Here is a 13,572-nt window from a genome sequence, read left to right as displayed (position 1 = left end):
CCTGCTCGCGAAGGCGGCGGCCCTGTCATTACAAGTGACCGGATCCTGATCCTCGGTCACAAATTTCGCGCAAACATCGCCCATCGTGCCGCCTATTGCATGGAACTGGACAGTCACAAAGGCTTTGCGGCATAGTCGCCGGGTTCTGACGACTGCTCATTGATAACAAGGACAACGCAGATGGCAACGCTACTGGTGCTGCATGGCCCCAACCTGAACCTGCTCGGCACCCGGGAACCGGGGACCTACGGGTCGACGACCCTGGCGCAGATCAATCAGGATCTGGAGCGGCGCGCCCGTGAAGCCGGCCATCATCTGCTGCACCTGCAAAGCAACGCCGAGTACGAATTGATCGATCGCATCCACGCTGCACGCGGTGAAGGCGTGGACTTCATTCTGATCAATCCGGCGGCTTTTACGCACACAAGTGTCGCATTACGTGACGCGCTGCTGGGAGTGAGCATCCCATTCATCGAAGTGCATTTGTCCAACGTGCACAAGCGCGAACCTTTCCGCCATCACTCCTACTTCTCCGATGTAGCGGTAGGAGTGATCTGCGGCCTTGGCGCCAGCGGTTACCGACTGGCCCTGGAGGCCGCACTAGAGCAGCTTGAACACCAAGCTATACGCCCCTGACCGACCCTTGGGAGTTGATGATTCATGGATATCCGTAAAGTTAAGAAACTGATCGAATTGCTGGAAGAGTCCGGCATCGACGAGCTCGAGATCAAGGAAGGCGAAGAGTCCGTACGCATCAGCCGTCACAGCAAGACCCCGGCGCAGCAGTACTACGCGCCAGCCCCGATGCAGGCTCCGGCCGCTGCCCCTGCTGCCGCGCCAGTCGCTGCCGCTGCTCCGGCTGCCGCTGCTGCACCCGCGCTGAACGGCACCGTTGCCCGTTCGCCGATGGTCGGCACCTTCTACCGCAAATCTTCGCCAACCTCGCCAGCCTTCGTTGAAGTCGGCCAGACCGTGAAGAAAGGCGACACCCTGTGCATCGTCGAAGCCATGAAGATGATGAACCACATCGAAGCTGAAACCAGCGGTGTGATCGAATCCATCCTCGTCGAAGACGGCCAGCCGGTTGAGTACGACCAACCGCTGTTCACCATCGTTTGAACTGCGGAGAGCCTTTGATGACTGCGAAGTTGGAAAAAGTTCTGATCGCTAACCGCGGTGAGATCGCCCTGCGGATTCTGCGTGCCTGCAAAGAGATGGGCATCAAGACCGTCGCCGTTTACTCCAAGGCCGACAAAGAGCTGATGCACCTGGGTCTGGCAGACGAATCCGTCTGCATCGGCCCGGCGTCCGCCGCTCAGTCTTACCTGCACATTCCGGCCATCATCGCTGCCGCTGAAGTGACCGGCGCTACCGCCATTCACCCAGGCTACGGTTTCCTCGCGGAAAACGCCGATTTTGCCGAGCAGGTCGAGAACTCCGGCTTCGCCTTCATCGGCCCGAAAGCCGACACCATCCGCCTGATGGGCGACAAGGTATCGGCCAAGCACGCGATGATCGAAGCCGGCGTACCGACCGTTCCTGGCTCTGACGGCCCGCTGCCGGAAGACGAAGAAACGGCACTGCGCATCGGTCGTGAAGTCGGCTACCCGGTGATCATCAAGGCCGCCGGTGGCGGTGGTGGTCGCGGCATGCGCGTGGTGCACAAGGAAGAAGACCTGATCGCCTCGGCGAAACTGACCCGCTCCGAAGCAGGCGCGGCGTTCGGCAACCCGATGGTCTATCTGGAAAAATTCCTCACCAACCCGCGCCACGTCGAAGTGCAGGTCCTGTCCGACGGCCAGGGCCACGCCATCCACTTGGGCGACCGCGACTGCTCGCTGCAGCGTCGTCACCAGAAGGTTCTCGAAGAAGCACCGGCACCGGGCATCGACGAGAAAGCGCGCCAGGAAGTATTGGCTCGCTGCGTCAAGGCGTGCATCGACATCGGCTACCGTGGCGCCGGTACTTTCGAGTTCCTCTACGAGAACGGTCGTTTCTACTTCATCGAAATGAACACCCGTGTTCAGGTGGAGCATCCGGTTTCGGAGATGGTCACCGGTATCGACATCGTCAAGGAGATGCTCAGCATCGCCGCTGGCAACAAGCTGTCGTTCACTCAGGATGACGTGGTCATCCGTGGTCACTCGCTGGAGTGCCGGATCAACGCTGAAGATCCGAAGACCTTCATGCCGAGCCCGGGCACGGTCAAGCATTTCCACGCCCCAGGCGGCAACGGCGTTCGCGTCGATTCGCACCTGTACAGCGGTTATGCCGTGCCACCGAACTACGACTCGCTGATCGGCAAGCTGATCACTTACGGCGCAACCCGCGACGAAGCCATGGCACGCATGCGCAATGCCCTGGACGAAATCGTGGTCGACGGGATCAAGACCAACATCCCGCTGCACCGTGATCTGGTTCGTGACGAAGGCTTCTGCAAGGGCGGTGTGAACATTCACTACCTCGAGCACAAGCTGGCCAAACAGTCGTAAGGCTGAAGCGGTATGAAAAACCCGATCCCTGCGGATCGGGTTTTTTTATGCCTGCAACAAACCCATCAGACCATCACTGTGGAGAACGCCTGCTGCTCGACCATTGTGGCAGATGCCCGCAGGCCAGCCTCATCGACCACCGCTCCTGCTGCGTTTTCATGTAACGGTTTGCGGGTGAACCGCCTCGTAAAGTTTCGGGCACGTATCGAGAGCCCGTCCGTGGCATAGCTCGATCTGGCGATAAGCGGGTTGTACAGCCTGCCAATCTGACCAGAGGAATGCTTGAACACTCGCGAGACTCCATTGTTCAGATTCAGCACCACGCCATAGCTGTTGCCCAGGCACGACGAGTATGACCAGTAATCCCAGGTCGGCTGCAGGCCCTGTTCGCGCAACACGCGCCTGACCGGACCGCCGATGTCAGCGCCCGCCGACAGCCAGTCGCCACCCACCAGCGTGGCGCGAATGTTCTGCGGTGTTCCCCCCAGACGCTCCAGCACCTGCGTGACACTTCGCTCGATCAAGGGGCGAATATTGTGATCAAAATGAATGACCGCCCCCACTCTTGTCGTCGGGTTATACAGCGAGGCGATGACGCAACTTTGCGCATTCAGGGAAAACAGGTAGTTATCTCGCGATCCCGGACGGAAATGCGCCACCACGGCTTCGCCCTGCAGCGCGCCGCGGTTCAGCACCGGCTCGACACCTCCAGGAAAAGCATCATTCAAATTATTCACGCGCCCAAGGTTGCGCACGTTGCCACCCGTGAGTCCGACCCTGGCGTGTGTCCACTTGCCCCCCGGAGCAAGACGTATCGGTTGCTGATAGATCGCGGTCGGGCGACGGGCATCGACCAGGCTCAGCCCACCGAAATGCGGATTTTCCCTGACCAGGAAATACTTGCCTTTGTTGCGAATGTAATAGGCCGGTTGCGGCTGTGCAGCGCTGGGCGGGCTGCGCCAGGTGCCGAAAAAGACGCCTTCTTCGCTCACCCTTTGCAAACGTTCGGGCGTCTTGCTGACGGCCTGCCTGGCATGGAAGCGTAATTCCCGGATCGCCGGCAGCGCTTCCCTGCGTAGCGGAGCCACGGTATTCAGACGCTCTGACAACAACGAGACCGGCCTCATGGTGTGCTTCAGACTTCTGGCCGCACCGCCCAGCCACTTGATCGCACTGCCGGCGCCGACCATGGCAAACAGCGCCCCCCACGACGCCTCCAGCCAGTGGCCGAGAGCGCCATCGATGTCGCCCTCCAGATGCGCCGCGACCGCCTGACCGGCGCTGACGGCAATGAACACGACATCGAGCAGCAAGGCAAACGGAGGGAACACCATGCAGAACGGTGCAGCTGCAAACATCAGCCCCTTGACCACTTGGCGTTCGATCATTTGCGCGCGGCTGGTGGTGATGTCCTGCACATCCGTGACCGCGCGCTCGATGTACGCATTGAACTCGCTGCGCGCGTCAATCAAGCGCTGCGCTTCGTGCAGCGTATCGACGCGTTGTTTTTTTGCCGCAATCGCATACAGGGTGCGCGACACGATGCTGCGCGCAGCAACCGGCGTACGCGCCATCAAGTAGTCATGCAACGCGCCCGCAATGTCGCCGAACAGTGACTGATACGCACGCACCACAATGCCGTCGGGGGCATCAGGCGTGTACAGCCACCAGGACGGCTCGGGGTCGAAAGAGGTCAGCACATACACCCCGAGCACGACGTGATGGCGCACGGTGAACCTGAACACGCCGTCACTTTCAACCATGCTGGCGCCCGGAAAATGCGTACCCGGTGCTGGCACCTCGCTCAACAGAGAGACCTGACGGACCAGCGCTGAATACACCGCGTCGCTCAATCGCGCCTGACTTCTGGCCACGCGTAAATCACGGTCCATCTTTGACAGCAGCACGTTGCGGTAGGCAAAGCGACGCGGTTCGTAGGCAGCATCACGCGGGTCGAGATATTTGCCACGGATCTCGCTGGCGTATTTTTCACCCAGCCACGCCCGGCGCAGATACAACGCCAGATCGGCGCTGCGCACCTGGCTCAGATCCTGGCCAACCGACGATCGCACGCCTTTTTTCGGATGTTCGATGCCGGAGTTGTCATCGTAGCCGTGAATGGCCAGGTCGAGCAGCGTGGCCACCTGCTGCTTCCTGCGGTCAGCGACGCCAGGGTTGTAATCGATCAACACAGTGGCGGGATCGACCGGTTCCAGCACGTTCTTGCTGCGCATATAGGGCGTGATCGCTGCGGCAACCGAGCGCCTGGCGAAATCGACAAAAACCTCGAAACCGCCCAGCAGCTCGTTGAACACCTGCTGATGAACGATCAGTTCCTGATTCAGACTGCTGATGCGCCGGCGAGCCTCGAGCGCGAGCGTCGTGTACCAGCGCAGCGAATTGTCCTGCTCGACCCGCTGCAGGTTGTTTGCCAGGGCCATTTTTGCAGCGGCTTCGACGCACTCGTCGAACGGCAAGGGCGTTCGTCGAAGGTCACTCTGCATGCCCCAGAGAGCAGGACTGGCCGCAGCGGCCAACAGATAATCCCGTGCAGGGTGATGTGCCGTCGGCGAAAGCTGCTGCAACAAGTACTCGCGACCGGATTCGCTCTGCGTCCAGCTCCATACTTCGCCGGTCAACGCCGCGATCGAAGGCAACCGGACCCACTCCTGACCGTCCGGCTTGTTGGGCGCGTACAACACCAGGTTATTCACCGTTTGCTCAGTCTCTGCCTGGTAGAACACCAGAAGATCGGCGCATTGCATGCCGTTGGGCAGCGTCAAAGCGGCCACTTGCAACGGTTTCATTGCCGCTTGCCCAGACCACATCTGCTCGAGACGCTCATGGTCGGAGTCCGACAGATGAGCTGCGCAGCGCGCGATGAATGCGCTCTGCCTGAGCCGTACGGCAAACCAGTCGACAAGTGCCTTTTGCACCTCTATACGCTCGTACTGTTCGGCGAGAACGCGCAGGTAATCCGCCGGATAATCCTGTTCCGCCAGCATGTCGGCAATGAATGCCGGCTTGAGTGACTGGTTGCGCAATGGCGCAGGACTGCTGATCTCCAGGACCGCTGCGAAGTCCTGCCCGATCGGCCCGCATGCCAGCAGATCACTGAGGCTGCGATTGTGGGTCGGCTCACCGACCGCCGAGCGCCATCTGAGCCGCACGTCGATCCGGTCTGGTTCAACCGCCATGTCGAGCTTGAGCTGAATGTATTCGATGGCCTGCCGGCGGGCAAAGTCGCGCAACGAGCCGTGGCCCTGCAGCAGGTCATCGAGCGCTGCCTGCGCCAGTGAGGTCTGCTCCTGATAATCACGCAACAAGGCGCGATCCGGCTCCTTCAGCGCCTTCATCCATGACGGCAGTTGCGCAAAGGAATGCGCCTCGAGAATCTTTTTTTCTGCACCCGTTGCCAGGGCGGTCAATCGGTACCGCCGCGTGCTGCGGGCCTGAACCCGGTCGATTTTGCTGCGCAATTGATCCAGTGTCAGGCCCGCCAGTTGGTCACGGCGCAACAGCAACTCGATGTCCTTGATATAGCGCCGCACCTTGCGCTTGATCAGGCGATCAAACAGCGCTTCCTGCCCTTTTGTCGCCCAATGTTCTCGCAGGTATTTTTTGTACTGGTCGAGGAAGTGCAGCGAAACGCTATCCACCGTCCGGATCACATGCTCATGACGGCTGGACGGTAAACCGGGGTCAGCGCCCCCGGCCAGCGAAATGGCGCGTCCTGGAGCGCCAGGAACATGACTGGCCGGCCGTCGATCAGCTTTTGCAAAATGGCGTCAAGCAGGGCAACCACAAAGCCCGGGGCGAAATGGCCATCCGGGTAATGCCTGCGCAGTTCAGTCAATGCGAAGTGCTCCAGCGCCTCGAGCAACGTCATCTGGCTGTTCAAGCGCTTGTCGATCATCACCTGCCAGCGCGTGATGCGCAGGAGGATCTCCTGCACCGACCCCGTAGACGCAGTGGCTATCGGTGGTTTTTCTTCTACAGTCCCTTGTTGATCCGCCATGTCGTCCAGCCTTTTGTTGCGTAGAGATGAGCGCTCACTCTATTTGCCGACAAAAGTGCTCAGGCCATACATATGTATATCGCGGCCTCGAATGTGTAACAGCCAAGCGGTGTGTCCACTTTGCCGGCGACCTGGCGTAAACTGCGCGCTTTTGCAGCTTCGGGCTGCCCCACAGATTTTCAAAGGTGCCCGCCATGCCTTGGCTGCAAGTCCGTCTCGCCATCACTCCGGAACAAGCCGAAACATACGAGGACGCATTCCTCGAAGTCGGCGCCGTGTCGGTGACTTTCATGGACGCCGAAGACCAGCCGATCTTCGAACCGGAACTCAACACCACGCCACTGTGGTCGCACACTCACTTGCTGGCCTTGTTTGAAGGCGGCACGCAACCGGAACCGGTCCTCGCCCACCTGGAGCTGCTGACCGGCAGCCCGTTGCCCGAACATCACAGCGAAGTCATCGAAGACCAGGACTGGGAACGCAGCTGGATGGACGGTTTCGAGCCGATGCGTTTCGGCCAGCGTCTGTGGATCGTGCCGAGCTGGCACGCCGCGCCCGAGCCTGACGCGGTCAACCTGCTGCTGGACCCGGGCCTGGCGTTCGGCACCGGCACCCACCCGACCACCGCACTGTGCCTGGAATGGCTCGACGGCCAGGATCTGAAAGACTGCCACGTGCTCGACTTCGGCTGTGGCTCGGGGATTCTGGCGATTGCCGCCCTGCTGCTCGGCGCCAAGGAAGCCGTGGGCACCGACATCGACGTGCAGGCACTGGAAGCCTCGCGCGACAACGCTGGGCGCAACAAGATTGCCGATGATCTGTTCCCGCTGTACCTGCCCGAGGATCTGCCGCAGGTTCAGGCCGACGTGCTGGTGGCCAACATTCTCGCCGGCCCGCTGGTGTCGCTGGCGCCGCAACTGTCCAGCCTGGTCAAGAGCGGCGGGCGTCTGGCGCTGTCGGGCATCCTCGCCGAGCAGGGCGAAGAAGTAGCGGCAGCTTATGCGCAGGACTTCGAGCTCGACCCGATCGCCAATCGCGATGGCTGGGTGCGCATCACCGGGCGTCGGCGCTAAAATGACCGCTTGCCTGAACCGGATCGCCGCATGACCGACAGTTTCGTCACCCAATGCCCGCATTGCCAGACCAGTTTCCGCGTCAACCATGCTCAGTTGAGCGTGGCGCGCGGCGTGGTTCGTTGCGGCTCCTGCCTGCAAGTGTTCAATGCCGCCAAGCAGCTGCTCGAGCAACATTCCGGCAAGGACACGGTGACGCCGGTCGCACCAGCGCTGCCTGAAGCGCCCGCGCCTGTCAGCGATTCTGCGGTCGTCGAACAGATCCCCGCACCGCGCGCCATCAGCCAGAAGCAATGGAGCGCGTCGGAACTGGATCTGGACAGCCTCGATCTGGACGAAGAACTCGCCCGCCTCGAACAGCGCGAAATTCAGCCGGCCGCCGAATTCGGCCGTACCCGCGAAGAATCCTTGAGCGCCCGACGCGACAGCCCGGAACCGGACGAAGGCACATGGCCCGACAGCCTGTTCAGCGAGCCTGCGGATGAGCGCAGCGCAGCGCCGGATGTCGAGCCGGATATCGACGGCGTCGCAACCCTCGAACCCGAGCGCACCGAACCCTCGTTGACACTGGAGCCGGTGGACCTGGACGACGAGCCGCCGATCCCGCAATTGCGCCTGCACGATCCGATCGATCCCAACGCCCGCCGCGAACGCCTGTCGGCCAGCGACGATAACGATGACGACGATCTGCCATTGATCACTTCGCCGCGCAAAAAACGCGAACGGGCCGAGCCCGGCGTGCGCGCCGAGGTCCTGCAGGATCTGACCGACGACCCGCTGCAACTGGACTGGCAGCAACGCCGCTCGCCCTGGGGCCGGCGCCTGCTCTGGCTGGTGCTGGTGGTGTTGGCGGCCGGCGGCCTTGCCGCCCAGTACATCGCCTATCACTTCGAGGAACTGGCGCGGCAGGATCAATATCGACCGTGGTTCCAGCAGATCTGCCCGCAGATCGGCTGCACCGTGCCGTCGAAAGTCGATATCGGCAAAATCAAGAGCAGCAACCTGGTGGTGCGCAGCCATCCCGATTTCAGCGGGGCGCTGGTGGTCGACGCGATCATTTACAACCGGGCGACGTTTTCCCAGCCCTTCCCTTTGCTCGAACTGCGTTTTGCCGACCTCAACGGTCATCTGATCGCCAGTCGTCGCTTCAAACCCGGCGAGTATCTGAGCGGCGATCTCGAAGGCCTCGCGGAAATGCCGCCGCAGACGCCGATCCATATCGCCCTGGATATTCTCGATCCGGGGCCGAAAGCGGTGAATTACAGCCTGAACTTCCACTCGCCGGAATGAACCGCTTCAGCGTTTCCCGATTGACGGCATTTTTCTGACTGATCGCGGCCGACCAAACCGTTGGCGATAACAGAATAACTGTTCAGATTTTGTTCAATTCAGCCTTTAACCAGTCATCGAGAGCGGGTATCATGCCCACCCTTTTTCGAACTCTCATGATCCGGCCCCACTTCAGGGAAGTCCTATGTCGGCGGTACGCATCGGCCCATATACATTGCAGAACGGTTTGATTCTCGCCCCGATGGCGGGCGTCACCGACCAGCCCTTTCGTCAGCTGTGCAAGCGTCTGGGCGCAGGGCTTGTAGTCTCGGAAATGGTCACCAGTGACATGAGCCTGTGGAATACCCGCAAGTCGCGCATGCGCATGATCCACGAAGGCGATCCCGAGCCGCGCTCGGTGCAGATTGCCGGTGGCGACGCGCAGATGCTGGCCGATGCGGCACGGGCCAACGTCGAGCTGGGCGCGCAGATTATCGATATCAACATGGGTTGCCCGGCCAAGAAGGTCTGCAACAAGGCCGCCGGCTCCGCGTTGCTGAAAGACGAAGCACTGGTGACCGAGATCCTGCAGGCCGTAGTGGCCGCGGTTGATGTGCCGGTCACCCTGAAGATCCGCACCGGCTGGGATCGCGAGAACAAGAACGGTCTGAACGTGGCGAAAATCGCCGAACAGGCCGGGATCACAGCGCTGGCCGTACATGGCCGTACGCGCGCCGATCTGTACACAGGGGAAGCCGAGTACGACACGATTGCCGCGATCAAGCAGGCGGTGTCGATCCCGGTGTTTGCCAATGGCGATATCGATTCGCCGGAAAAGGCCCGATACGTGCTTGATGCGACCGGTGCCGATGGCCTGCTGATAGGCCGGGCCGCTCAAGGGCGGCCATGGATTTTTCGCGAGATCGATCATTTCCTGCGCACCGGCGAGAAATTGCCGGCGCCGGAACTGAGCGAAGTGGAACGCATCCTGCTGGAGCATCTGGCTGCCCTTCACGCCTTTTATGGTGACGTGATGGGCGTGCGCATTGCCCGCAAGCATGTGGGCTGGTATCTCGCAACCTTGCCGGGCGCCAGGGAGTTTCGCGCCCGTTTCAATCGTTTGGATGGTACGGAAACACAATGCGCCGACGTTCGGGAGTTCTTCGCCGAGCGTTACAAGAGCCTGACAGGGGACGAAGAAGGGGTGGCCGCATGACGATGATGACCGAGACTTTAGTGAGTGGAACAACACCCGTGAGCGACAACGTGAATTTGAAACAGCACCTCAACACGCCGAGCGAAGAAGGCCAGACCCTTCGCGGGAGTGTCGAGAAGGCGCTGCACAATTATTTCGCCCACCTTGAGGGCGCGTCCGTCACGGATGTGTACAACCTGGTGCTGTCCGAAGTCGAGGCGCCCCTGCTCGAAAGCGTGATGAACTACGTCAAGGGCAACCAGACCAAGGCCAGTGAGCTGCTGGGACTGAACCGCGGCACGCTGCGCAAGAAACTCAAGCAGTACGATCTGCTGTAAGCATTCAATCAAACCAGAAAGGCGCCCGCGTAAAAAACGGTCGCCTTTTTTGCTGACTTCCTTTGCTTTTGATGGAAATTGAGATGACCGACCAGACTACCCGCCTGCCGATCCGCCGCGCCTTGATCAGCGTTTCCGACAAGACCGGGATCCTCGAATTCGCCAAGGAGCTCGAAGCTCTGGGCGTCGAGATCCTCTCCACCGGCGGAACGTTCAAGCTGCTGCGTGACAACGGCGTTGCCGCAGTGGAAGTCGCGGATTACACCGGTTTCGCCGAGATGATGGACGGTCGGGTGAAAACCCTGCACCCGAAAATCCACGGCGGCATCCTCGGTCGTCGCGGTACTGACGATGCGATCATGAACGAGCACGGCATCAAGCCGATCGATCTGGTAGCGGTCAACCTGTACCCGTTCGAAGCAACCATCAACAAGCCAGGCTGCGACCTGCCGACCGCCATCGAGAACATCGACATCGGCGGGCCGACCATGGTCCGTTCGGCAGCGAAAAACCACAAAGACGTGGCCATCGTGGTGAATGCCAGCGATTACGCCAACGTTCTGGAAAATCTTAAGGCCGGCGGCCTGACCTATGCTCAGCGTTTCGACCTGATGCTCAAGGCCTTCGAACATACCGCCGCCTACGACGGCATGATCGCCAACTACATGGGCACCGTGAACCAGGCCGCTGAAACTTTGAGCACTGAAGGTCGCAGCGAATTCCCGCGCACCTTCAACAGCCAGTTCATCAAGGCTCAGGAAATGCGCTACGGCGAGAACCCGCACCAGAGCGCGGCGTTCTACGTGGAAGCCAAGCCTGCCGAAGTCGGCATCGCCACCGCCACCCAGTTGCAAGGCAAGGAACTGTCGTACAACAACGTCGCTGACACCGATGCCGCGCTGGAATGCGTGAAGAGCTTCGTCAAGCCAGCCTGCGTGATCGTCAAGCACGCCAACCCGTGCGGCGTGGCGGTCAGCCCGGACGCCGAAGGCGGCATCCGCCAGGCTTACGAACTGGCCTACGCCACCGACACCGAATCGGCGTTCGGCGGCATCATCGCCTTCAACCGTGAACTGGATGCCGAGACCGCCAAAGCGATCGTCGAGCGTCAGTTCGTTGAAGTGATCATCGCCCCATCGGTCAGCGAAGAAGCTCGTGCCATTGTTGCCGCCAAAGCCAACGTACGCCTGCTGGCCTGCGGCGAGTGGTCGGCTGAGCGCGCCGCTGCCTGGGATTACAAGCGCGTCAACGGTGGCCTGCTGGTGCAGAGCCGCGATATCGGCATGATCAGCGCCGATGACCTGAAAGTGGTGACCAAACGCGCGCCGACCGAACAGGAAATCCACGACCTGATCTTCGCTTGGAAAGTCGCCAAGTACGTCAAATCCAACGCCATCGTCTACGCCAAGAACCGCCAGACCATCGGTGTCGGCGCCGGCCAGATGAGCCGCGTCAACTCGGCGCGTATCGCTGCGATCAAGGCTGAACACGCCGGTTTGCAGGTGGCCGGTTCGGTCATGGCGTCCGACGCGTTTTTCCCGTTCCGCGACGGCCTGGACAATGCGGCCAAGGTCGGTATCACTGCGGTGATCCAGCCGGGCGGCTCGATGCGTGACAACGAAGTGATTGCTGCTGCTGATGAAGCCGGCATCGCAATGGTCTTCACCGGCATGCGCCACTTCCGTCATTGATTATTTTTCTTGATCGTACCCACGCTCTGCGTGGGCACGCAGCCCGGGACGCTCCGCGTCCCTCGGACGCGGAGCGTCCGTAGAGGCATTCCCACGCGGAGCGTGGGAACGATCAGCCCCCACAGAATTAGCGTCATCCGAGGTTTTTGAAATGAATGTTTTGATCATTGGCAGCGGTGGCCGTGAACACGCTCTGGCCTGGAAAGTGGCTCAGGATCCGCGTGTGCAGAAGGTTTTCGTTGCACCGGGCAACGCTGGCACCGCCATTGAAGCCAAGTGCGAGAACGTCGCCATCAACGTGTTGGCCCTGGAGCAACTGGCCGACTTCGCTGAAAAGAACGTTTCCCTGACCATCGTCGGCCCGGAAGTGCCGCTGGTGGCTGGCATCGTCGATCTGTTCCGCTCCCGTGGCCTGGACTGCTTCGGTCCGACCGCCGGTGCTGCGCAACTGGAAGGCTCGAAAGCGTTCACCAAGGATTTCCTCGCCCGCCACAAGATCCCGACCGCCGATTACCAGAATTTCACCGAGATCGAGCCGGCCCTGGCTTATCTGCGTGAAAAAGGCGCGCCGATCGTGATCAAGGCCGATGGCCTGGCTGCCGGCAAAGGCGTGATCGTCGCCATGACCCTGGCCGAAGCCGAAGACGCCGTGCGTGACATGCTCGCCGGCAACTCGTTTGGCGACGCCGGTTCGCGTGTGGTGATCGAAGAATTCCTCGACGGCGAAGAAGCTTCGTTCATCGTCATGGTCGACGGCAAGAACGTGCTGCCGATGGCCACCAGCCAGGATCACAAACGCGTCGGCGACGGCGACAGCGGCCCGAATACTGGCGGCATGGGTGCTTACTCCCCTGCCCCGGTGGTCACCGCAGACGTGCATCAGCGCGTGATGGACCAAGTGATCTGGCCGACTGTGCGCGGCATGGCCGAGGAAGGCAACGTCTACACTGGTTTCCTTTATGCCGGTCTGATGATCGACAAGGCCGGCAATCCGAAGGTCATCGAGTTCAACTGCCGCTTCGGCGATCCGGAAACCCAACCGGTGATGCTGCGTCTGCAATCGAGCCTGGTGCTGCTGGTTGAAGCCGCATTGGCGCAAGCGCTGGACAAGATCGAAGCACAGTGGGATCCGCGTCCGAGCGTTGGCATCGTTCTGGCTGCAGGCGGCTACCCGGGCGACTACGCCAAAGGCGCAGCGATCAACGGTCTGGACGCAGCGTCAGGTCTGGAAGGCAAAGTCTTCCACGCCGGCACCGCGTTGAAGGACGGTCAGGTCGTTACTGCCGGTGGTCGTGTACTGTGTGCCACGGCCATGGGCGCCACCGTGGGTGAAGCTCAGCAGCAGGCCTACAAACTTGCCGCTGCCATCGACTGGGAAGGCTGCTTCTACCGCAAGGACATCGGCTACCGCGCCATTGCCCGTGAACGCGGCGAAACCCAGGAGTAAGCGATCCATCAGGCCCGGCGCGGGATGCCATTCCTCGCCGGGCTGTTCG

At 61.0% G+C, this 13,572-nt stretch carries 11 protein-coding genes; 9 read left to right on the top strand and 2 right to left on the bottom strand.

What is annotated here, in order from left to right:
• Window positions 1-180 precede the first annotated feature (180 nt).
• Genes aroQ through accC form a run of 3 tightly spaced genes read left to right on the top strand, consistent with a single transcriptional unit; the run spans window position 181 to window position 2,492 of the window.
• Window positions 181-636: a type II 3-dehydroquinate dehydratase gene (gene aroQ / locus BXA01_RS19150; RefSeq protein WP_016771861.1), complete on the top strand. Its 456-nt coding sequence runs from the start codon at window positions 181-183 to the stop codon at window positions 634-636.
• 24 nt (window positions 637-660) lie between these two features.
• The gene (gene accB / locus BXA01_RS19145) at window positions 661-1,119 is read left to right on the top strand and encodes an acetyl-CoA carboxylase biotin carboxyl carrier protein (RefSeq protein ID WP_016771862.1); all 459 of its coding nucleotides are present in this window, start codon (window positions 661-663) and stop codon (window positions 1,117-1,119) included.
• Between the two features lie 17 nt (window positions 1,120-1,136).
• The gene (gene accC / locus BXA01_RS19140) at window positions 1,137-2,492 is read left to right on the top strand and encodes an acetyl-CoA carboxylase biotin carboxylase subunit (RefSeq protein ID WP_024011424.1); all 1,356 of its coding nucleotides are present in this window, start codon (window positions 1,137-1,139) and stop codon (window positions 2,490-2,492) included.
• Between the two features lie 65 nt (window positions 2,493-2,557).
• Here accC and BXA01_RS19135 read toward each other — a convergent pair whose 3' ends face one another.
• Both BXA01_RS19135 and BXA01_RS19130 read right to left on the bottom strand, forming a co-directional pair.
• Entirely contained in the window at window positions 2,558-6,151 is a 3,594-nt protein-coding gene (locus BXA01_RS19135) for a type III effector 1 (protein WP_157115974.1), read from the bottom strand.
• Window positions 6,152-6,159: 8 nt separating this feature from the next.
• Window positions 6,160-6,510, bottom strand: coding sequence for a hypothetical protein (locus BXA01_RS19130; protein ID WP_157115973.1), 351 nt, complete (start codon window positions 6,508-6,510; stop codon window positions 6,160-6,162).
• Between the two features lie 194 nt (window positions 6,511-6,704).
• Here BXA01_RS19130 and prmA point away from each other — a divergent pair, with 194 nt between their 5' ends.
• The 6 genes from prmA (at window position 6,705) to purD (ending at window position 13,523) form a co-directional block, all read left to right on the top strand.
• Entirely contained in the window at window positions 6,705-7,583 is an 879-nt protein-coding gene (prmA, locus tag BXA01_RS19125; RefSeq protein ID WP_076565532.1) for a 50S ribosomal protein L11 methyltransferase, read from the top strand.
• 30 nt (window positions 7,584-7,613) lie between these two features.
• A complete protein-coding gene (locus BXA01_RS19120; protein WP_076565529.1) occupies window positions 7,614-8,873 on the top strand; it encodes a DUF3426 domain-containing protein in 1,260 nt (419 codons plus the stop codon).
• A gap of 184 nt (window positions 8,874-9,057) precedes the next feature.
• Complete coding sequence (dusB, locus tag BXA01_RS19115) at window positions 9,058-10,068, top strand: tRNA dihydrouridine synthase DusB (RefSeq protein WP_016771866.1); 1,011 nt, start codon at window positions 9,058-9,060, stop codon at window positions 10,066-10,068.
• Window positions 10,065-10,385, top strand: a complete 321-nt coding sequence (gene fis / locus BXA01_RS19110; RefSeq protein WP_002555375.1) for a DNA-binding transcriptional regulator Fis — start codon at window positions 10,065-10,067, stop codon at window positions 10,383-10,385. Before dusB ends, fis begins: the two co-directional genes overlap by 4 nt.
• Window positions 10,386-10,468: 83 nt before the next feature.
• Entirely contained in the window at window positions 10,469-12,076 is a 1,608-nt protein-coding gene (gene purH / locus BXA01_RS19105) for a bifunctional phosphoribosylaminoimidazolecarboxamide formyltransferase/IMP cyclohydrolase (protein ID WP_071174281.1), read from the top strand.
• A gap of 151 nt (window positions 12,077-12,227) precedes the next feature.
• Window positions 12,228-13,523: a phosphoribosylamine--glycine ligase gene (gene purD / locus BXA01_RS19100; RefSeq protein WP_076565527.1), complete on the top strand. Its 1,296-nt coding sequence runs from the start codon at window positions 12,228-12,230 to the stop codon at window positions 13,521-13,523.
• Window positions 13,524-13,572 lie beyond the last annotated feature (49 nt).

Source organism: Pseudomonas sp. B10 (genome assembly GCF_900156235.1).
Taxonomy (GTDB): Bacteria; Pseudomonadota; Gammaproteobacteria; order Pseudomonadales; family Pseudomonadaceae; genus Aquipseudomonas; species Aquipseudomonas siliginis.
Note: the sequence above shows the minus strand (reverse complement) of the source record. Positions and strands in the feature narration are given on the sequence as shown.